Origin of the sequence: Accumulibacter sp. (assembly GCF_023806625.1) — a bacterium.
Taxonomy (GTDB): Bacteria; Pseudomonadota; Gammaproteobacteria; order Burkholderiales; family Rhodocyclaceae; genus Accumulibacter.
In genome coordinates, this window is record NZ_JAMTDX010000051.1 from 1 (window position 1) to 20557 (window position 20557).

Sequence of the window (20557 nt, forward strand, 5' to 3'; positions counted from 1 at the left end):
TTGAGGGGGTAGTGACTTCGGTCGTATGAGTTCGAGTCTCATCGTCGGCACCAGTAGCAGCTTTGCATTGGCGATGGCTGCGGTCTGAATCGAAGCGCTTGTGGGGCGGATCATGCTCGAGAGCTATTTCCCGGTGTTTGTCTTCATCCTGGTCGGGGTCGCTTTCGGTTTCGCCCCGGTCATCGCCGGCCTGGTCGTCGGTCCGCATCGGCCGGATGCCGAAAAGCTCTCTCCCTACGAGTGCGGTTTCGAAGCCTTCGAGGATGCGCGCATGAAGTTCGATGTGCGCTACTACCTGATCGCCATCATCTTCATTCTCTTCGATCTCGAGGTCGCTTTCCTTCTCCCCTGGGCGACGATCTTCAAGGAGATTGCCCAGACCGAGGCGGTGAAATGGTTCGGCTTCATCGAGATGATGGTCTTCATCGCCATACTGGTCGTCGGGTACGTGTACGCCTGGGCCAGGGGCGCCCTCGACTGGGAGTGAGTGATGAGCATCGAAGGCATTCTCCAGGAAGGTTTCGTCACCACGACGGCCGACAAGCTGATCAACTACGTGCGTACCGGTTCGCTGTGGCCGATGACCTTCGGTCTGGCCTGTTGCGCGATCGAGATGATCCAGGCCGGGTGCTCACGCTATGACCTGGACCGCTTCGGCATCGTCTTCCGCCCGAGTCCGCGTCAGTCCGACGTGATGGTCGTCGCCGGGACGCTGACCAACAAGATGGCTTCGGCGATGCGCAAGGTCTACGACCAGATGGCCGAACCGCGCTGGGTCGTTTCGATGGGCTCGTGCGCCAACGGGGGCGGCTATTATCACTACTCGTACTCCGTGGTCCGGGGATGCGACCGCATCGTGCCGGTCGATATCTATGTCCCCGGCTGCCCGCCGACGGCCGAGGCGCTGATCTACGGCCTGATCCAGCTCCAGAACAAGATTCGCCGTACGAACACCATCGCCCGCTGACCCTCCGATCGGAAGTGAGCCATGTCTGCCACGCTGGAAGCGCTGACCCTGAACCTGCAGGAAAGCCTCGGTGATCGCCTGAAGTCGTTGAAGTCGGCGCATGGCGAAGTCACCGTCGAAGTCGATGCCGCCGACTATCTGGATGTGATGCTGCGTCTGCGCGACACGGCGAGTCTCTCTTTCGAGGAACTCATCGACCTCTGCGGAGTGGATTATTCGGCTTACGGCAACGTTGCCCGTCAGGGGCGGCGTTTCGCAGTGGTGACCCACCTGCTGTCGATCACCCGCAACTGGCGCCTGCGCGTCCGCTGTTTCGCCGAGGACGACGATTTCCCGTCGGTCCCCTCGATCACCCCGGTATGGAACTCGGCCGACTGGTTCGAGCGTGAGGCTTTCGACCTGTACGGGATCGTCTTCCCGGGACACAGCGACCTGCGGCGGATTCTCACCGATTACGGATTCGTCGGCCATCCTTTCCGCAAGGATTTCCCGGTCTCCGGCTACCTCGAGATGCGTTATGACCCTGACCAGCAACGTGTCATCTACCAGCCGGTAACCATCGAGCCGCGCGAGATCACGCCGCGGATCGTCCGCGAGGCGACCTACGGGAACGTCGACCATGCCTGAACTGCACAACTTCACGCTGAATTTCGGGCCGCAGCACCCTGCCGCGCATGGCGTGCTGCGCCTCGTCCTCGAGCTCGACGGCGAAGTGGTCGTACGCGCCGACCCGCACATCGGCCTGCTCCATCGGGCGACCGAGAAGCTCGCCGAGACGAAGACCTGGATTCAGTCGGTGCCGTACATGGACCGCCTCGACTACATGTCGATGATGTGCAACGAGCACGCCTACTGCATGGCCATCGAGCGGCTGCTGAGCATCGAGGTGCCGATCCGCGCGCAGTACATCCGCGTCATGTTCGACGAGATCACGCGCGTCCTCAACCATCTGCTCTGGGTCGGCTGTCACGGTCTCGACGTCGGGGCGATGACCATGGTTCTCTACGCCTTTCGCGAGCGTGAGGATCTGATCGACGCTTACGAGGCGGTCTCCGGCGCGCGCATGCACGCGGCCTACTATCGTCCGGGTGGTGTCTATCGCGACCTCCCCGATCGCATGCCCCAGTACCAGGAGTCGAAGTGGAAGAGCGCTGCGCAGATCAGGCCCTTCAACGCGGCGCGGGCCGGTTCGCTGCTCGACTTCCTCGATGACTTCGTGAGCCGTTTCCCAGCGCTGCTCGACGAATACGAGACGCTGCTGACCGACAACCGGATCTGGAAACAGCGACTGGTCAATGTCGGTATCGTCTCGCCCGAGCGCGCCTTGCAGCGCGGTTTCACCGGGCCGATGTTGCGTGGCTCGGGGATTGCCTGGGATCTGCGCAAGAAGCAGCCCTACGAAGTGTACGATCGCCTCGATTTCGACATCCCGGTCGGGGTCACCGGCGATTCGTACGATCGCTATCTGGTGCGCATGGAAGAGATGCGGCAATCCAACCGCATCATCAAGCAGTGTATCGACTGGCTCAGACAGAATCCTGGCCCGGTGATGTCCGACAACTGCAAGGTCGCCGCGCCGAGTCGCGAGGCGATGAAGTCGAACATGGAGGAACTGATCCATCACTTCAAGCTGTGCACCGAAGGGATTCACGTCCCCGAAGGGGAGGTCTACTCGGCCGTCGAGCATCCGAAGGGCGAATTCGGGATCTACGTGATCTCCGACGGGGCGAACAAGCCCTACCGTCTGAAGATTCGCGCGCCGGGCTACGTACACCTCTCGGCGATGAACGAGATGGCTTGCGGACACATGCTCGCCGACGTGGTGACGATCATTGGTTCCCAGGACATCGTTTTTGGCGAGATTGACCGCTGATGTTGACTCCAGAATCCCTCAAGAGAATCGATCGGGAAATTGCCAAGTACCCGCCGGATCAGAAGCAGTCGGCGGTGATGGCCGCCTTGGCCATTGCCCAGGAAGAGCGGGGCTGGTTGTCGAACGAAGCGATCGAGTTCGTCGCCGGGTATCTCGGAATGGCGCCGATCGCGGCCTACGAGGTGGCCACCTTCTACGGCATGTACGACCTCAAACCCGTCGGCAAGTACAAGGTGTCGGTATGCACGAACCTGCCGTGCATGCTCACCGGTGGCGTCGATGCCGGCGAGTACCTGAAGAAGAAGCTCGGGATCGGCTACAACGAAACGACTCCGGACGGCCTGATCACGCTCAAGGAAAGCGAGTGCATGGGCGCCTGCGGGGATGCTCCGGTGATGATCGTCAATAATCGCCGCATGTGCAGCTGGATGAACCCCGAGGAAATCGACAAACTGCTGGCGGAGCTCAAGTAATGGCGATCCTCGGTGCAATCAACCCGATGCTCACCGTCGGCCTCGATGGCGACAGGGCGTGGCGTCTGGCGGACTACCTCACGCGCGGCGGCTACAGGGCATTGCGCCGGGTTCTCGAAGGGAAGATGCCGCAGGGCGAGGTGATCAACGAGGTCAAGAAATCGGTCCTCCGCGGTCGCGGGGGGGCCGGCTTTCCAACCGGGCTGAAGTGGAGCTTCATGCCGCGCTCGTTCCCTGGCGACAAGTACGTGGTCTGCAACTCGGACGAAGGCGAGCCAGGAACGTTCAAGGACCGGGACATCCTGCGCTTCAACCCGCATTCGGTGATCGAGGGAATGATCATCGCCGGCTACGCAATGGGTGCGGGGCGTGGGTACAACTATATCCACGGCGAGATCTGGGAGATCTACGAGCGCTTCGAGGAGGCTCTCGACGAGGCGCGGGCGGCGGGTTTCCTGGGTACGAACATCCTCGGCTCGGGTTTCGACTTCGACCTCTTCGCGCACCATGGCTACGGAGCGTACATCTGCGGCGAAGAGACGGCACTGCTCGAGTCGATCGAGGGCAAGAAGGGGCAGCCACGCTTCAAGCCGCCATTTCCGGCGTCATTCGGGCTTTACGGCAAGCCGACGACGATCAACAACACCGAGACCTTTGCCTCGATCCCGTACATCATCAACCTCGGCGGCGAGGCCTACCTCGAAGCGGGCAAGCCGAACAACGGTGGAACGAAACTGTTCTCCGTCTCCGGGCACGTCAACCGCCCCGGGAACTACGAGATTCCTCTCGGCACCCCCTTTGCCACCCTGCTCGAGATGGCCGGCGGCATGCGCGGCGGGCGCAAGCTCAAGGGCTGCATTCCAGGGGGCTCGTCGGCGCCGGTCGTTCCCGCCGCGATGATGATGGACTGCACGATGGATTACGACTCGATCAGCAAGGCGGGTTCGATGCTCGGGTCGGGCGCAGTGATCGTCATGGACGAGACGACCTGCATGGTCAAGGCGCTCGAACGTCTCTCGTACTTCTACTACGAGGAATCGTGCGGCCAATGCACGCCGTGCCGTGAGGGCACCAACTGGCTGTACAAGGTCGTGCACCGCATAGAAAACGGTAAAGGGCGCCCCGACGATCTCGACCTCCTCGCCAGCGTGACCACGAACATCATGGGCCGAACCATCTGTGCGCTGGGCGATGCTGCTTCGATGCCGGTACAGAGCTTCATCAAACACTTCCGCGACGAGTTCGCGTACCACATCGAAAACAGGAAGTGCCTCGTGCCCGTCGATGTCCAGCGCGCCGGAAGTGGCTTCTTTACGGCAACGGTTTAGGGACGGACGATGGAAATCGAAATCGACGGCAAGAAAGCCGATGTGCCGGAAGGCAGCACGATCATGGATGCGGCGCAGCAGCTTGGCGCCTACATTCCCCACTTCTGCTATCACAAGAAGCTCTCGATCGCCGCGAACTGCCGGATGTGCCTCGTGCAGGTCGAGAAGGCGCCCAAGCCGTTACCCGCGTGCGCCACTCCGGTGACCAACGGCATGAAGGTGTTTACCCATTCACCGCTGGCCGTGAAGGCCCAGCAAGGGGTCATGGAGTTCCTGCTGATCAACCATCCCCTCGACTGCCCGATCTGCGACCAGGGCGGCGAGTGTCAGCTGCAGGATCTCGCCGTCGGCTACGGAGGGAGCGCTTCGCGCTTCGCGGAAGACAAGCGGGTGGTGTTTCACAAGGACGTCGGGCCGCTGATCTCGATGCAGGAAATGGCGCGGTGCATCCACTGTACGCGCTGCGTCCGCTTTGGTCAGGAAATCGCCGGAGTCATGGAACTCGGGATGGCCAACCGCAACGTCCACTCGGAGATCACCAGCTTCGTCGGCCGCTCGGTGGATTCGGAACTCTCGGGCAACATGATCGACCTGTGCCCGGTCGGCGCGCTGACCTCGAAGCCCTTCCGTTATTCTGCGCGAAGCTGGGAGCTGTCGCGGCGGCGGTCGATCAGCCCGCACGACAGCGTCGGCGCCAACCTGACCGTCCAGATCAAGAACAACGTCGTCAAGCGGGTGCTGCCGCGCGAGAATGAAGAAGTCAATGAGTGCTGGATTTCCGACAAGGACCGGTTCTCGTACGAAGCCCTGAATTCACCGGCACGGCTGGCCAACCCGATGGTCCGTGTGGACGGCGCGCTGCGTGAGGTCGAGTGGACCGTCGCTCTCGATTACGTCGCTCACGCCCTGAGGGACATCGTCGCCGACAGTGGGCCGGATTCGCTGGCTTTCCTCGGCTCTCCACACTCGACGCTCGAGGAACTGCACCTGCTGCAGAAGCTGGCGCGTGGCCTGGGGTCGGGCAACATCGACTTCCGTCCGCGGCGGCGCGACTTCTCGGCCGACGGCAAGCTCGCCGGAATACCCTGGCTTGGTCTGAGGTTCGCCGAGATTCAGGAGCTCGACGCTGCGCTGGTCGTCGGCAGCTTCCTGCGCAAGGATCATCCGCTCTTCGCCCAGCGACTGCGACAGTTGGCCAGGAAGTCGGGCAAGGTCAGTCTCGTTTCGGTGACTCGGGACGACCCGCTGATCAACCTGCACGCGCAACTCGCCGTCGCCCCCGCCGATCTCCCTCGCGCGCTGGCGGCCATCGTCAAGGCCGCGGCCGCGCTGAGCGGTGGGCGCGCTCCGGCCGGCCTCGAAAACGTCGAGCCGTGCGCGGCCAGCGAGGCGATCGCCCGCAGCCTGCTCGAAGGCGAGAGGCGGGCGATCTTTCTCGGCAATGCCGTCGAGCAGCACCCGCAGGCCGCCGAGATCCACGCACTGGCCAGCTCGCTGGCCAGGCTGACCTCGGCTCGCTACGGCTTCATCGGCGAGGCGGCGAACAGCGTCGGCGGTTACCTGGCCAAGGCGCTGCCGACCGCTCTCAATGGCTACGAGATGTTCGCCCAGCCGCGCCGGGCCTACGTTCTGCTCGGCATCGAGCCGGAACTCGACTGCCACGATCCGCAGCTGGCCCGCGCGGCGCTGGCTCAGGCCGCGCTGGTCGTCGCGCTGACCCCGTTTGCCGACGGCGCACAGACCGAGTACGCCGATGTCCTGCTGCCGGTCGCCCCGTTTACCGAGACCTCGGGAACCTTCGTCAACGCCGAGGGGCGGCCGCAGAGCTTTGCTGGCGTCGTTGCCCCGTTTGGCAACGCACGCCCGGGCTGGAAGGTGCTGCGCGTGCTTGGCAACCTTCTCGCTCTTTCGGGTTTCGACCAGACGTCGAGTGAGCAGGTCCGCGACGAACTCGTTCCACCCGGATCGCTCTTCGTCGGCGGACTCGACAACGGGCTCAAGGGAGGTGAGGTCGCGGTCTCCGTCCGGCGAGCGACCGCAGAGGGCAGCCTGCAGCGGGTGGCGGACGTCCCGATCCACTTTGCCGACCCACTGGTCCGCCGGGCACCGGCGCTCCAGATGACCCGCGATGCGGCGCTGCCGACCGCGCGCATGAGCGCCCGTACGCTCGGCTCGATCGGAGTCACCGACGGGGTCCAGGTGCGCGTCCGGCAGGGCAGTGGCGAAGCGTTGCTGACCGCCAGACTCGACGACACGGTACCCGACGGGTGTGTCCGGGTTGCCGCGGCGCACAGCTCGACCGCGGCGCTGGGTGAGATGTTCGGTGCGATCAACGTGGAGCGTGCATGATGGTCGAGGCGCTGCAGGGAGTGTTGCAGGGAGTTTTCGGGGCAGCGTTTCCACTGGTGTGGACCTTGCTCAAGATCGTGCTGATCATTGCGCCGCTGCTGCTCGTCGTCGCCTACCTGACGTTCTGGGAGCGGAAGGTCATCGGCTGGATGCAGGTGCGGATCGGTCCCAACCGCGTCGGTCCATGGGGGCTGATCCAGCCGATCGCCGATGGCCTGAAGCTGCTGTTCAAGGAAGTGGTCATTCCCACCGGCTGCGACCGGGCGGTCTTCCTGCTCGCGCCGGTATTCGCCTTTGCTCCGGCACTCGCCGCATGGGCGGTGATTCCGTTCAACGACACGCTGGTCCTCGCGAACATCAACGCGAGTCTGCTGTACATCATGTCGATCACCTCGGTCGGCGTCTATGGAATCATCCTCTCGGGCTGGGCATCGAACTCGAAGTACGCGTTCCTCGGCGGCATGCGCTCCGCCGCGCAGATGATCTCCTACGAGATCGCCATGGGCCTGGCGCTGGTCGTCGTCCTGATGGTCTCCAACAGTCTCAACCTCGGCGACATCGTCAGGGCCCAGAGCCAGGGCTACTTCGCTGACAAGGGGCTGGCTTTCCTGTCCTGGAACTGGCTGCCGCTGCTGCCGATGTTCATCGTCTATCTCGTGTCGATCGTCGCCGAAACCAACCGCGCGCCGTTCGACCTCGCCGAGGGTGAATCCGAGATCGTCGGCTTCCACGTCGAGTACTCGGGAATGGCTTTTGCGGTCTTCTTTCTGGCCGAGTACGCGAACATGATCCTCGTATCGTCGCTGGCGGCCATCCTCTTCCTCGGCGGCTGGCTTTCCCCCTTCGGTTTCCTGCCCGACGGCATCCTCTGGCTGTTCCTGAAGATCGCCGCGGTTCTGTTCATCTTCCTCTGGGTTCGTGCCACCTTCCCACGCTATCGCTACGACCAGATCATGCGCCTCGGCTGGAAGGTGTTCATCCCGGTATGCCTGATATGGCTGGTGGTGATCGGGGTCTGGATGATGTCACCCTTGAACATCTGGAAATGAGGGGCGAGTCATGGGCTCGATGAAGGAAATTTTCAACAGCCTCCTCCTCAAGGAGCTGCTCAAGGGCCTGTCGTTGACCGGGCGCTACATGTTCGCGCGCAAGATCACCGTCCAGTACCCCGAAGAGAAGACGCCGCAGAGTTTCCGCTTCCGCGGCCTGCACGCGCTGCGCCGCTATCCCAACGGCGAGGAACGATGCATTGCCTGCAAGCTCTGCGAAGCCGTCTGTCCGGCGATGGCGATCACCATCGAGTCGGATCAGCGCGCCGACGGCTCACGGCGCACGACACGCTACGACATCGATCTGACGAAGTGCATCTTCTGCGGTTTCTGCGAGGAAGCCTGCCCGGTCGACGCGATCGTCGAGACCCGCGTTTATGAATATCACGGGGAAAGCCGCGGCGATCTTTATTACACCAAGGCGATGCTTCTGGCCAACGGCGATCGCTACGAAGCGCAGATCGCGGCCGATCGCGAACTCGATTCGAAATACCGCTGACAGGCAGACCGACAAGATGGAATTCAGGACCTTCGTTTTCTATTTCCTTTCGGCGATCCTGGTGATCGCCGGGTTGCGGGTGATCACCGCACGCAACCCGGTGCGCGCTGCCCTCTACCTGGTCCTGGCCTTCTTCACGGCGAGCGGCGTGTGGATCCTGCTGCAGGCCGAGTTTCTGGCGATCGCTCTGGTCCTGGTGTACGTCGGCGCGGTGATGGTCCTCTTCCTGTTCGTGGTGATGATGCTGGACATCAACATCGACCGTCTCCGCGAGGGATTCTGGCGCTATCTTCCGCTTGGCTCGATCATCGCTCTGCTGATGGTCTCGGAGATGGCCCTGGTGCTCGGCGGGAACTACCTCGGCCTGTTCGAGACCAGCGTCGAGCAGGCCGGTGCGGAGCACAGCAACGTCCAGGCCGTCGGTCGCCTGATGTTCACGGATTATGTCTATCCTTTCGAGCTGGCCTCGGTGGTCCTGCTCGTCGGCATCGTCGCTGCGGTCGCCCTGACGCAGCGCGAGAGGCGCAAGAACAAGTCGGTCAGCCCGTCGCAGCAGGTCTTCGTCAAGGCTCGGGACCGCGTCCGCGTGCTGCAGATGCCCGCTGAAAAGAGGGACTGACCAGCAACCATCGAGCCAGCACAAGAACCAGGCGAATCCGGCCGGGTGCGCGCCAAGCTGCCGCACCCCATGCAAAGGGAATCAGGGAGGTACCTTGCTTACACTGTCCCATTTCTTGATCCTGGGCGCGATTCTTTTCGCGATCAGCGTCGTCGGCATCTTTCTCAACCGCAAGAATCTGATCATCATCCTGATGTCGATCGAGCTGATGCTGCTGGCGGTGAACATGAACTTCATCGCCTTCTCGCACTATCTTCAGGATCTCGCCGGCCAGGTCTTCGTCTTCTTCATCCTGACCGTCGCAGCTGCGGAATCCGCCATCGGCCTGGCGATTCTCGTCGTGCTGTTCCGCAACCTGAAGACGATCCACGTGGATGATCTGGACAGCCTCAAGGGGTGACGATGGAAATGCAAAAGCTCTATTTGCTGGTTCCCCTGGCTCCTCTCGTCGGGGCGATCATTGCCGGCCTGTTCTGTCGGGTGATCCCGCGCTGGGTGGCGCACGGCGTGACCATCGCCGGCGTGGCGATCAGCTGCTTCGCCTCGTTCCTGATCTACAAGGACGTGATGGCCGGCAATACCTTCAACGGCCCCGTCTACCAGTGGCTGACTTCGGGAGACTACCGCTTCGAAGTGGGCTTCCTGATCGACCAGCTGAGCGTGACGATGATGCTCGTCGTCACCTTCGTCTCGCTGATGGTACATATCTACACGATCGGCTACATGCAGGACGACCCCGGCTACAACCGCTTCTTCAGTTACATCTCGCTGTTCACCTTCTCGATGTTGATGCTCGTGATGAGCAACAACTTCATGCAGCTCTTCTTCGGCTGGGAAGCCGTCGGCCTCGTTTCCTACCTGCTGATCGGCTTCTGGTATACGCGCCCGACGGCGATCTTCGCCAACCTCAAGGCCTTTCTGGTCAACCGCGTCGGCGATTTCGGATTCATCCTCGGCATCGGCCTGGTCCTGACCTGGTTCGGGACACTCGACTACGCGGCGGTGTTCGCCAAGGCTCCTGCGGCGGCCGATACGACGATCTCGCTCTTCGGTTCGGGCAAGGGGGTCGAGCTGATGACCGCCATCTGCGTCCTGCTCTTCGTCGGGGCGATGGGCAAGTCGGCGCAGGTACCGCTGCACGTCTGGCTGCCCGACTCGATGGAAGGTCCGACGCCGATTTCGGCACTGATCCATGCGGCGACGATGGTCACCGCCGGGATCTTCATGGTTGCCCGGATGTCGCCGCTGTTCGAACTCTCCGACACCGCACTGTCCTTCGTCATCGTGATCGGCGCGGTGACCGCCCTGTTCATGGGCTTCCTCGGCGTCATCCAGAACGACATCAAGCGCGTCGTCGCCTATTCGACACTCTCCCAACTCGGCTACATGACCGTCGCCCTGGGAGCCTCGGCGTATTCGGTGGCGATCTTCCACCTGATGACCCATGCCTTCTTCAAGGCGCTGCTTTTCCTCGCCGCCGGTTCGGTGATCATCGGCATGCATCACGATCAGGACATCCGCAACATGGGCGGCCTGCGCAGGTACATGCCGATCACCTGGCTGACCTCGCTGATCGGCTCGCTCGCGCTGATCGGCACGCCGTTCTTCGCCGGCTTCTATTCGAAGGACTCGATCATCGAAGCGGTCAAGCTCTCGCACATTCCGGGGTCGGGTTTCGCCTATTTCGCGGTGATGGCCGGCGTCTTCGTCACCGCTTTCTACTCGTTCAGGATGTACTTCCTCGTCTTCCATGGCGAAGAGCGCTTCGGCCAGACAGCGCACCATGCCGGCCATCATGACGCACCCGCTGCCCACACCCACCACGACGCGCACGCGGCCGATGCCGACGCCGCTCACCACGGCCACGACGCGCATCATGGCGCGGACACCGGGCACGGCGAACACCACGGGCTCGCTCCCGGGCAAAAGCCGCACGAGACCCCGTGGGTGGTCACTCTGCCATTGATCCTTCTGGCGATCCCGTCTGTGGTCATCGGTTACGTGGCCATCGGGCCGATGCTCTTCGGCGGCTACTTCAAGGACGCGATTTTCGTCGATGAACAGGCGCACCCGGTGATGGAAGAACTCGCTCACCACTTCCACGGTGCCTTCGCGATGGCCACCCATGCGCTGACCACGGCCGTCTTCTGGCTGGCGCTGGCTGGTGTCGCGCTGTCCTGGTTCCTCTATCTGAGGCGTCCGGACATCCCGGAAGCCGTGAAATCCCGCTTTGCCCCGATCTACACGCTGCTCGACAACAAGTACTACTTCGACAGGTTCAACGAGGTGTTCTTCGCCGGTGGCGCTCGCCTGATCGGGCGTGGCCTGTGGAAGGGTGGCGATGCCGGGCTGATCGACGGCGTCATCGTCAATGGCTCGGCGCGTTTCGTCGGCTGGTTTGCAAGCGTGGTTCGTTTCTTCCAGACCGGTCACATTTACCACTACGCTTTTACGATGATCATTGGCGTGTTCGTCCTGATGACCCTCTGGGTCACGCGCGCCTGAGCTAGCAAAAGACTGGGATTGATATGTCAGGCACGCCGCTTCTCTCTCTCGCCATCTGGGTACCGATCCTTGCCGGGCTCGTCGTCCTGGCGACCGGCTCTGACCGGAATGCCCCGCTGGCCCGGATGCTTTCGCTCCTCGGGGCGGTCGCGGGATTGCTGGTGACCATCCCGCTGTATACGGGTTTCGACGTGCACACTCCGGCGATGCAGTTCGTCGAACTTCGCTCGTGGATCCCGCGGTTCAACGTCAATTACCATCTTGGCGTCGATGGCATCTCGATGCCCTTCGTGATCCTCAACAGCTTCATCACCGTCACCGTCGTGCTCGCCGGGTGGCAGGTGATCGAGAGCAAGGTCGCCCAGTACAACGCCGGCTTCCTGATCATGTCGGGCTTGATGAACGGCATCTTCTCCGCGCTCGACGGCGTCCTCTTCTATGTCTTCTTCGAGGCCTCGCTGATCCCCCTCTACCTGATCATTGGCGTCTGGGGAGGTCCCAACCGGGTTTACGCCGCGTTCAAGTTCTTCCTGTTCACGCTCTTCGGCTCGTTGCTCTTCCTGATCGCGCTGCTCTACCTGTTCCTGGCCTCCGGCGGCAGTTTCTCGATCCTCGACTGGCACCAGATGCCGCTGGCGCTGAACGCGCAGGTCTGGCTGTTCCTCGCCTTCCTGATCGCCTTCGCGGTCAAGGTGCCGATGTGGCCGGTGCATACCTGGTTGCCCGACGCGCACGTCGAGGCCCCGACCGGCGGCTCGATCGTCCTGGCGGCGATCGCCCTGAAGCTTGGCGCGTACGGTTTCCTCCGCTTCTCGCTGCCGATCACCCCCGACGCCTCGCACGAACTTGCCGGCCTGGTCATCGCGCTGTCACTGATCGCGATCATCTACATCGGCTTCGTCGCTCTCGTGCAGGACGACATGAAGAAGCTCGTCGCCTATTCGTCGATCGCGCACATGGGTTTCGTGACTCTGGGCTTTTTCATCTTCAGCGCGATGGGCATCGAAGGCGCGCTCGTCCAGATGATCTCGCACGGTTTCGTTTCCGGAGCGATGTTCTTCTCGATCGGCGTGATGTACGACCGGGCCCACTCCCGGCAGATCGCCGACTACGGCGGCGTGGTCAATACGATGCCCAAGTTCGCCGCCTTCTTCATGCTCTTCGCGATGGCCAACGCCGGCCTGCCGGCGACATCCGGCTTCGTCGGCGAGTTCATGGTCATCCTGGCGTCGGTGAAGCACAATTTCTGGATCGCCTTCGCCGCGGCAACGACGATGATCGTCGGCGCTGCCTATACGCTCTGGATGTACAAGCGGGTCGTCTTCGGTGCGGTAGCCAACCATCACGTTGCCGAGCTGACCGACATCAACGCGCGCGAGTTCCTGATCTTCGTCCTGTTCGCCATCGGCGCGCTGGGCATGGGTCTGTACCCGCAGCCGTTCACCGAGGTCATGCACAGTTCGGTCAATGAGCTGTTGCACCATGTCGCCCTGAGCAAGATCCAATAACTGGTAGCCGCCATGACTCTTGCCGAAATGCAGTTCCTGACGCCGGACCTCCGTCCGGCGAGCGCCGAGATCTTCATCCTGCTGATGGCCTGCGTGATCCTGATCCTCGATCTATTCGTCAGGGACAGGAAGCGAACGCTGACCTTCGTGCTCACCCAGCTGAGTCTCGTCGGCACGGCCGTGGTCACTTTCGCCGTCAGCACGGGCGAGATCACCTATACGTTCAGCAACATGTTCGTCGGCGACCTGATGGGCGACCTGCTGAAGCTGCTGCTCTATCTGACGGTGATCGTCGTCCTCTTCTACTCGCGGGGCTACATCCTCGAGCGCGAGCAGATGCTCAGGGGTGAGTACTACGCCCTGGCGCTGTTCGCGACGCTGGGCATGATGGTGATGATCTCGGCGAATCATCTGGTCACCGTCTATGCCGGGCTCGAGCTGCTCTCGCTCTCGCTCTATGCGATGGTCGCGATGAACCGGGATTCGGTGCCAGCGACCGAGGCGGCGATGAAGTACTTCGTGCTTGGCGCCCTCGCATCCGGAGTCCTGCTCTACGGCATGTCGATGATCTACGGGGCAACCGGGACGCTCGAGATCACCGCGATCGCCGAGCGGCTCTACCTGGGCCAGGCCGACAAGGGAGTGCTCGTCTTCGGCCTGGTTTTCGTCGTCTCCGGAATCGCCTTCAAGCTCGGCGTCGTACCGTTCCACATGTGGATCCCCGACGTCTATCACGGCGCGCCGACGGCGGTCACGCTGTTCATCGCCACCGCGCCGAAGCTCGCCGCTTTCGCGATGATGGTCCGGCTGCTGATCAACGGGCTGATCGTTCTCGCCAAGGACTGGCAGGATATGCTCATCCTGCTCGCGGTGCTGTCGATGGCCGTCGGCAACATCGCCGCGATCGCCCAGACCAACCTCAAACGGATGCTCGCCTATTCGGCGATCTCGCACATGGGCTTCATGCTGCTCGGCGTCGTCACCGGGGTCGTCGGAGGCGACGCACGCTTTGCGCTCAACGCCTACAGCTCGGCGATGTTCTACGTGATCACCTACGTGCTGACCAGTGCCGGCGCTTTCGGGATGATCCTGCTGCTCGCGCGCGGCGGCCTCGAGTCCGACGAGCTCGACGACTTCAAGGGGCTCAACCGGCGCAACCCCTGGCTCGCCGGGCTGATGATGATGATGATGTTCTCGATGGCCGGGATACCGTTCTTCGTCGGTTTCTTCGCCAAGTTCTCGGTGCTCCAGGCGGTCGTCGCCGCTGGTCAGCTCTGGCTGGCGATCGTCGCCGTCGCCTTCTCGCTGATCGGCTGCTTCTACTACCTGCGGGTCGTCAAGCTGATGTACTTCGACCCGCCTGCGACGACTTCGCCGGTCGAGGCGCCGCTGGACATGAAGCTGCTGCTCTCGGCGAACGGCCTGGCGATCGCGCTGCTCGGCGTCTTCCCGCAGGCGCTGATGTCGCTCTGCGCGTTCTCGTTGCTGCGCTCACTGTAGGGCCGCTGCCGCGGCGCCGGAACGCCCCGCTCGACGGGGCGTTTTCGTTGAGGAGTTCCCGTGATGCATGATCTGTTCGCCCACCTCCGGGAGGAGGAAGTCGACAGCCAGCAGGTCTTTGGCGGAAAGCTGCTCGACGTCCGCCGCGACCGTGTCCGTCTGCCCGACGGCCGCGAGTGTCTTCGCGAATACGTCCGGCACCAGGGAGCGGCGGTGGTCATTGGCCAGCTCGACGACCGGCGCCTGTTGTTCGTCCGCCAGTATCGCTATCCTCTGCGCCGTTCGTTTCTCGAACTCCCCGCCGGAAAGATCGACCCGGGCGAAGACGTCCTGACCACTGCCCGCCGCGAGCTGCTCGAGGAAACCGGCTACTCGGCCGGACAATGGCGCCACCTCGGGGTCATGCACCCGTGTGTCGGCTATTCGAACGAGCGAATCGAGATATTCCACGCCGCCGGCCTGGAACACCTTGCCGCCCAGTCTCTCGACAGCAGCGAGTTCATCGACGTCGTCGCAGTGCCGCTGGACGAAGCCCTCGAAGCCGTGCGCAGCGGATCGATCACCGACGCCAAGACGATCACCGGCCTCTTCTGGGCGGAAAAAGTCCTTGTGTCCGGCTGGTAGCGCGCATTGCCCTGCCAGATCGGGGTCGAGCCCGGGTCGCCTCCGCCGGCGCGTGCGGCTGCCCTGCAATCCCAGGGCGAAGGGCAGCGCTTCGGCCGCCGATGCCTTGCCGCCTCCCGGGGACCCGCCGGTTGCCGTGAGCGAGCGGCGCTTCCGCGCTGGCCATGGTTGAGCGACCTTCAGCTTCCTGGCTGCTGTTCGCTGCCGCGGTCGTCGCACTGCTCGCTGGCGGCGCGTTCATCCTGCCCGGCCTGGCGCAGCTCGCGGGCCAGGAGCAGGAAGCAGCGCTACGGACGCTGACCGGATGCTTGCTGCTCATCGGCGGGTCGCTCGCGCTGCTCGTCGCGATTGTCGTGGCTAGGCGCTCGAGAACCGGGGCGCTGCGCTGCCTCGGGCAGGTCGTCGCCGCGCTGGCCGCAGGCGACGTGAAGGAGACGATCCCGTACCAGCGAAGGCGCGATGAAGTCGGCGAGCTTGCCCGCAGCCTCTTCGCCCTGCAGGGAGTTCAACAGGGGATGGCCGCCCAGCGCTGGATCCGGACACAGATCGCGGCGATCTCGGGGCAGATCCAGCAAGCGGCGACCTTCACCGAGTTGGCCGGGCAGCTGATCTCGTCACTGGTCCCCGCTCTCGGCGCTGACCATGGAGCCTTCTTCATCGTCGCCGAGGACCGCCGTACCCTCAAGAAGATCGCTGCCGATGGCGCCGGCGAGTTCGGCGGTCCGGCGGTGACCACCATCGGCGAGGGCGACGTCGGGCGTTGTGCCCACGACGCCCGCGAGCGGGTCGTCGATTACGAGTCCGACGTGTCGGCCGGCACGCCCGTCGATGCGCGGAGCAGCGGTGCGAGAACGCTGCTGCTCGTCCCGGTCGTCCGTTCAGGCCGGACCCTGGCGGTCGTCGCCCTGGGCGGCAGCGGGCCCTTCGGCGACGACGGGAGGGCCGTGCTCGATGGCCTGATGCCGATCGTCGCGCTGAGCCTCGAGGTGATGGAGCGGAGCACCCGCACCCAGAGACTGCTCGAGGCGACACAGGAACAGGCCGCGCAGCTCGAAAGGCAGGCAGTCGAACTGGCTGCGCTCGAGGAACATGGCCGATTGATCCTCGAATCGGCCAGCGACGGGATCCTCGGGCTGGACACCGATGGTCGTCTGACCTTCGCCAACCCGGCGGTGCTCGGCATGCTCGGCTACCGGGTCGATGAGCTGCTCGGCAAGGTCTTTCCGGCCGAGGTGTGCTACCCGCGTGGCGACGGCAGTGGCCCCGATCCTGGTACCAGCGCAATGCTCCAGACCGCCCGCGATGGCGTAGCGCGCAAGGTCGATGACGAACTGCTGCGCCGAAGCGACGGCACCGCGCTGGCCGTCGAATACGCGACCACACCCCTCTATCGGAGCGACACTCTCGCCGGGACGGTGGTCGTCCTGCGTGACACGACCGCGCGGCGAGCCGCCGAGGAGCGCATCAGACGCGCCCACGAAGAGCAGACCGCGATCTTCGAGACCGCCAGCCTCGGCATCGCCTTCATCCGCAACCGGGCCTTCGTCAATGTCAATCGTCGGCTCGAAGAGCTGCTCGGCTATGCCCCCAACCAAATCATCGGCAGGTCGCCCCGGATCTGCGTACCGTTCGGGCAGGATCCGAAGGTCATCCGCGAGATCGACGCCGACCTGATGCGCGGCGAGATCGTCAAGCGCGTCCTCGAACTCCAGCGTAGGGACGGTTCCCTGTTCTGGTGCCGGATCAGCGGCCGGGCTGTCGATCCGGCCGAACTGGGGCGGGGAACGGTGTGGATGTTCGAGGACGTCACCCGGGAACGCGAAGCTGCCGACGCGATGCAGCGCTCGAAGGAACTGGCCGAACAGACCAACCGGATGAAGACCGCCTTCCTGGCCAACATGAGCCACGAGATCCGCACTCCGTTGAACGCGATCATCGGCATGTCCCACCTGATTCTGAGAAGCGATCTGTCGCCGCGTCAGCGTGATCAGGTGGGCAAGATTCAGGACTCCGCACAGCACCTGCTCGGCGTGGTCAACGACATTCTCGACTTCTCGAAGGTCGAAGCCGGCAAGCTGGCCGTAGAGGAAACCGAGTTTGCCCTCGAGGAAGTCCTCGACAACGTCGCCACGCTGGTTGCCGGACGGGTCGCCGCGAAGGGGCTCGAACTCGTTTTCGACGTTGACCCGGCGGTCCCCGCCCTGATGATCGGTGACCCGCTGCGCTTGGGCCAGATCCTGATCAACTACGTCAACAATGCGGTGAAGTTTACCGAGCAGGGCGAGGTCGATGCCCGCGTCAGCGTCGCCGAGCAGAACGCGGAAAGCCTCCTGCTGCTCTTCGAGGTGCGCGATACCGGAATCGGTCTGACCGAGGAGCAGGTCGGCCGCCTGTTTCGCAGCTTCTCGCAGGCGGATACGTCGATCACCCGACGTTTCGGCGGGACCGGTCTCGGACTGGCGATCTCCAAGAAGCTTGCCGAGCTGATGGGCGGTGAGGTCGGCGTGTCGAGCGACTATGGTCGAGGGTCGACCTTCTGGTTCACCGCCCGGCTGCGGCGTTCGCCTCTCGAGGCGCGAACGCTCGTGCCAAGCCCCGACCTGCGCGGCCGGCGCCTGCTCGTCGTCGATGACAACCACAGCGCACGGGCGGTCATCCGTGACCTCCTCAGGGCGATGACCTTCGTGGTCACCGACCTGCCCGCGGGTGACCTCGCCGTCGCCGAAGTCGCCCGCGCGGCGCAGTACGACCCCTATGAAATCGTCTTCCTCGATTCACAGATGCCCGGGATGAGCGGCGTCGAAACGGCGAAGCAGATCCGCTTGCTGAGCCTTTCGCCGGCTCCGCACCTGGTGATCATCACCGGCGACAGCTCGGAGGAACTGCTCGAGCAGGCAGCAGCCGAAGGGATCAGGGACGTTCTCCTCAAGCCCGTCAATGCCTCGCTGCTTTTCGACAGCGTGATCCGCTTGATCGGTGGAGCCGCAGGCCAGTTCCCGGGGCAGCGGGGAGCGCAGAGTCCTGTCGACGAACGTCTGGCGGCGACCAGGGGCGCGCGCGTGCTGCTCGTCGAAGACAACGCGCTGAATCAGGAGGTCGCCAGCGAACTGCTGGTCAGCGCGGGTCTCCTGGTCGATCTCGCGGCCGACGGGCAGCAGGCTGTCGACAAGGTCAGGGCTGCGCACTACGATCTCGTCCTGATGGACATGCACATGCCGGTGATGGATGGCCTCGCTGCGACCCGGGCGATCCGGGCGCTTCCCGAACGCGCCGACCTGCCGGTCGTGGCGATGACCGCCAACGCCATGTCAGGCGACCGGCAGCAGTGTCACGAAGCCGGTATGGTCGATTTCGTTGCCAAGCCGATAGAGCCTGCCGAGCTCTGGCGGCTGCTCCGCAAGTGGGCCAGGGTGAGACAGCCGCCGATCGCGACGAACGTTCCCGAGAACCTCGACACGCTCGACATCCCGGGCCTCGACACGGTGGCGGGCCTGCGCCGCGTGCTCGGCCGGAAGCCCCTGTATCTCTCGATGCTGCGCAGGTTCCTCGTCGGTCAGCGGCAGGCTGCTGCCGACATCGGGGCTGCGCTGGCCAGCGACGACTGGCGCCTGGCGGAACGCCTGGCGCACACGCTCAAAGGCGTTTCCGCCAACATCGGGGCGCTCGACCTGCGCGGGCGCGCCGGGATGCTCGAATCGGCGTTGGCCGAACGGCGACCCCGAGCCGAGGTCGATCGGCTTCTCGTTCCGCTCGCCGAAGCGCTCGCTGCCCTGACCGCCGCGCTGGCTGCTCGCCTGCCGCCCGACGACGGCGACGAGCGATCTCCGGACGTCGACCCCTTGCGTCCGGCCGAGGTCTGCCGCCGCCTGGCCAGCCTGCTGGCGGACAACGATCCCGAAGCCGGAGACCTGCTCGACGCCGAGTCGGCACTTCTGCGTACGGCTCTCGGTGGCAATTATCGAGCCATCGAGTCGGCAGTCCGCAGCTTCGACTACGAGGCCGGTCTGGCTGCGCTGCGAGTCAGCATCGAGGCAGCCGGCCTCATTTCCCGAATTGGGGAGAGCCCATGATCGACACGACAGATTTGAACGGGAGAGCGACCGTTCTGGTAGTCGACGACACGCCGGACAACCTGTCGCTGATGTCGGCGCTGCTTCGGAATACGTACCGGGTGAAAGTCGCCAACCATGGAGAGAAGGCGCTCAGGATAGCGGCCTCACCGGCACCGCCGGACCTGATCCTGCTCGACGTGATGATGCCCGACCTCGACGGCTACGAAGTGTGCCGCCGCCTGAAGGCAGACCCCGGGACTCGGCACATCCCGGTGATCTTTCTCACTGCCCGGTCGGAAATCGAGGACGAGCAGAGGGGCCTGGCGCTCGGAGCGGTCGATTACATCACCAAGCCGATCAGTCCGCCGATCCTCATGGCGCGCGTCGCCACCCAGCTCTCACTCAAGGCCAGCGCCGATTTCCTGCGCAGCAAGAACGACTTCCTCGAAGTCGAGGTGGCTCGCCGGGTCAGGGAACTCGAAGCCGTCCAGGACATGACGATTCTCGCGATGGCCTCACTCGCCGAGACCCGCGACTCCGAGACCGGCAAGCATCTGCTGCGTACTCAACGCTACGTGCGCGCGCTGGCCGAGCAGTTGCGGCATCACCCTCGCTTTGCCGCTTTCCTCACCGACCAGAACATCCGGATGCTCTTCAAGTCGGCGCCGCTGCACGACATCGGCAAGGTGGGGATTCCCGACCGAATCCTGCTCAAGCCGGGGCGCTTCGATCCGCAGGAGATGGAGATCATGAAGAGCCACACGCTGTTGGGTCGGGACGCGATCCAGCTCGCCGAGGACTGGCTCGGGCGAAGCGTCGAGTTTCTGACGATCGCCAAGGAGATTGCACTGTGCCACCAGGAAAGATGGGATGGCAGCGGCTACCCGCAGGGGCTGCGTGCTGACGAGATCCCGATCTCGGCGAGGCTGATGGCCGTCGCCGACGTCTACGACGCGTTGATCAGCCGGCGCGTGTACAAGGAGCGGATGAGTCACGAGGCCGCCACCGAGATCATCATCGAGGGGCGCGGGAGCCATTTCGACCCGGATGTCGTGGACGCCTTTGCCGAGATCAACCAGGAATTTCGCCTGATCGCCGAGCGCTATCCCGACTCGGACGAGGATCTGCGCAGGAAGATCGAGTTCCTCGCTCAGGCGGTTGCCGTCGACGTCTGAGCCGGCCGAGTCTCGCGTGCGCGGCCGGTCGGCCCT

Annotated in this window: 17 protein-coding genes; all 17 read left to right on the plus strand. The window is 63.7% G+C overall.

Going from position 1 to position 20557, the window contains the following annotated elements; genetic code table 11:
* The first annotated feature begins 112 nt into the window (after nt 1–112).
* The 17 genes from ndhC to NFW05_RS08935 all read left to right on the plus strand — a co-directional run bounded on the left by ndhC (nt 113) and on the right by NFW05_RS08935 (nt 20521).
* Complete coding sequence (ndhC, locus tag NFW05_RS08855) at nt 113–487, plus strand: NADH-quinone oxidoreductase subunit A (protein WP_295305192.1); 375 nt, start codon at nt 113–115, stop codon at nt 485–487.
* A gap of 3 nt (nt 488–490) precedes the next feature.
* The gene (locus tag NFW05_RS08860; RefSeq protein WP_295305195.1) at nt 491–967 is read left to right on the plus strand and encodes an NADH-quinone oxidoreductase subunit B family protein; all 477 of its coding nucleotides are present in this window, start codon (nt 491–493) and stop codon (nt 965–967) included.
* Nucleotides 968–988: 21 nt separating this feature from the next.
* Nucleotides 989–1594 (plus strand): NADH-quinone oxidoreductase subunit C, encoded by a 606-nt coding sequence (locus NFW05_RS08865; protein WP_295305198.1) that lies wholly within the window; start codon nt 989–991, stop codon nt 1592–1594.
* On the plus strand, nt 1587–2840 hold the full coding sequence (locus NFW05_RS08870) for an NADH-quinone oxidoreductase subunit D (protein WP_295305201.1): 1254 nt from the start codon (nt 1587–1589) through the stop codon (nt 2838–2840). The genes NFW05_RS08865 and NFW05_RS08870 overlap by 8 nt, the downstream gene beginning before the upstream one ends.
* Nucleotides 2840–3313 carry an NADH-quinone oxidoreductase subunit NuoE gene (nuoE, locus tag NFW05_RS08875; RefSeq protein WP_295305204.1) on the plus strand — a complete coding sequence of 158 codons (474 nt, stop codon included), beginning with the start codon at nt 2840–2842 and terminating at the stop codon, nt 3311–3313. The genes NFW05_RS08870 and nuoE overlap by 1 nt, the downstream gene beginning before the upstream one ends.
* 26 nt (nt 3314–3339) lie before the next feature.
* Complete coding sequence (gene nuoF / locus NFW05_RS08880; protein WP_295305503.1) at nt 3340–4641, plus strand: NADH-quinone oxidoreductase subunit NuoF; 1302 nt, start codon at nt 3340–3342, stop codon at nt 4639–4641.
* Nucleotides 4642–4650: 9 nt separating this feature from the next.
* Entirely contained in the window at nt 4651–6990 is a 2340-nt protein-coding gene (nuoG, locus tag NFW05_RS08885; protein WP_295305207.1) for an NADH-quinone oxidoreductase subunit NuoG, read from the plus strand.
* On the plus strand, nt 6987–8039 hold the full coding sequence (nuoH, locus tag NFW05_RS08890; RefSeq protein ID WP_295305211.1) for an NADH-quinone oxidoreductase subunit NuoH: 1053 nt from the start codon (nt 6987–6989) through the stop codon (nt 8037–8039). The genes nuoG and nuoH overlap by 4 nt, the downstream gene beginning before the upstream one ends.
* 10 nt (nt 8040–8049) lie before the next feature.
* Nucleotides 8050–8538, plus strand: coding sequence for an NADH-quinone oxidoreductase subunit NuoI (nuoI, locus tag NFW05_RS08895; RefSeq protein WP_295305214.1), 489 nt, complete (start codon nt 8050–8052; stop codon nt 8536–8538).
* 16 nt (nt 8539–8554) lie between these two features.
* Nucleotides 8555–9157, plus strand: a complete 603-nt coding sequence (locus NFW05_RS08900; protein WP_295305216.1) for an NADH-quinone oxidoreductase subunit J — start codon at nt 8555–8557, stop codon at nt 9155–9157.
* Between the two features lie 94 nt (nt 9158–9251).
* Nucleotides 9252–9557: an NADH-quinone oxidoreductase subunit NuoK gene (nuoK, locus tag NFW05_RS08905; protein WP_015768187.1), complete on the plus strand. Its 306-nt coding sequence runs from the start codon at nt 9252–9254 to the stop codon at nt 9555–9557.
* A gap of 2 nt (nt 9558–9559) precedes the next feature.
* Nucleotides 9560–11662: an NADH-quinone oxidoreductase subunit L gene (nuoL, locus tag NFW05_RS08910; protein WP_295305219.1), complete on the plus strand. Its 2103-nt coding sequence runs from the start codon at nt 9560–9562 to the stop codon at nt 11660–11662.
* 23 nt (nt 11663–11685) lie between these two features.
* A complete protein-coding gene (locus NFW05_RS08915) occupies nt 11686–13170 on the plus strand; it encodes an NADH-quinone oxidoreductase subunit M (protein ID WP_295305222.1) in 1485 nt (494 codons plus the stop codon).
* A gap of 27 nt (nt 13171–13197) precedes the next feature.
* Nucleotides 13198–14670, plus strand: a complete 1473-nt coding sequence (nuoN, locus tag NFW05_RS08920; protein WP_295305506.1) for an NADH-quinone oxidoreductase subunit NuoN — start codon at nt 13198–13200, stop codon at nt 14668–14670.
* 63 nt (nt 14671–14733) lie between these two features.
* Nucleotides 14734–15294: an NUDIX hydrolase gene (locus NFW05_RS08925; protein ID WP_295305224.1), complete on the plus strand. Its 561-nt coding sequence runs from the start codon at nt 14734–14736 to the stop codon at nt 15292–15294.
* A gap of 164 nt (nt 15295–15458) precedes the next feature.
* The gene (locus NFW05_RS08930; RefSeq protein ID WP_295305227.1) at nt 15459–19364 is read left to right on the plus strand and encodes a response regulator; all 3906 of its coding nucleotides are present in this window, start codon (nt 15459–15461) and stop codon (nt 19362–19364) included.
* Complete coding sequence (locus NFW05_RS08935; RefSeq protein ID WP_295305230.1) at nt 19361–20521, plus strand: two-component system response regulator; 1161 nt, start codon at nt 19361–19363, stop codon at nt 20519–20521. Before NFW05_RS08930 ends, NFW05_RS08935 begins: the two co-directional genes overlap by 4 nt.
* The last annotated feature ends 36 nt before the right edge of the window (nt 20522–20557 follow it).

Coding starts and splice junctions, on each gene's coding strand:
- NFW05_RS08865 (WP_295305198.1), top strand. CDS start 989: ATGTCTGCCACGCTGGAAGCGCTGACCCTGAACCTGCAGGAAAGCCTC.
- nuoG (WP_295305207.1), top strand. CDS start 4,651: ATGGAAATCGAAATCGACGGCAAGAAAGCCGATGTGCCGGAAGGCAGC.
- nuoN (WP_295305506.1), top strand. CDS start 13,198: ATGCAGTTCCTGACGCCGGACCTCCGTCCGGCGAGCGCCGAGATCTTC.
- NFW05_RS08930 (WP_295305227.1), top strand. CDS start 15,459: ATGGTTGAGCGACCTTCAGCTTCCTGGCTGCTGTTCGCTGCCGCGGTC.
- ndhC (WP_295305192.1), top strand. CDS start 113: ATGCTCGAGAGCTATTTCCCGGTGTTTGTCTTCATCCTGGTCGGGGTC.
- nuoE (WP_295305204.1), top strand. CDS start 2,840: ATGTTGACTCCAGAATCCCTCAAGAGAATCGATCGGGAAATTGCCAAG.
- NFW05_RS08935 (WP_295305230.1), top strand. CDS start 19,361: ATGATCGACACGACAGATTTGAACGGGAGAGCGACCGTTCTGGTAGTC.
- NFW05_RS08870 (WP_295305201.1), top strand. CDS start 1,587: ATGCCTGAACTGCACAACTTCACGCTGAATTTCGGGCCGCAGCACCCT.
- nuoI (WP_295305214.1), top strand. CDS start 8,050: ATGGGCTCGATGAAGGAAATTTTCAACAGCCTCCTCCTCAAGGAGCTG.
- NFW05_RS08915 (WP_295305222.1), top strand. CDS start 11,686: ATGTCAGGCACGCCGCTTCTCTCTCTCGCCATCTGGGTACCGATCCTT.
- nuoH (WP_295305211.1), top strand. CDS start 6,987: ATGATGGTCGAGGCGCTGCAGGGAGTGTTGCAGGGAGTTTTCGGGGCA.
- nuoF (WP_295305503.1), top strand. CDS start 3,340: ATGCTCACCGTCGGCCTCGATGGCGACAGGGCGTGGCGTCTGGCGGAC.
- NFW05_RS08900 (WP_295305216.1), top strand. CDS start 8,555: ATGGAATTCAGGACCTTCGTTTTCTATTTCCTTTCGGCGATCCTGGTG.
- NFW05_RS08860 (WP_295305195.1), top strand. CDS start 491: ATGAGCATCGAAGGCATTCTCCAGGAAGGTTTCGTCACCACGACGGCC.
- nuoL (WP_295305219.1), top strand. CDS start 9,560: ATGGAAATGCAAAAGCTCTATTTGCTGGTTCCCCTGGCTCCTCTCGTC.
- NFW05_RS08925 (WP_295305224.1), top strand. CDS start 14,734: ATGCATGATCTGTTCGCCCACCTCCGGGAGGAGGAAGTCGACAGCCAG.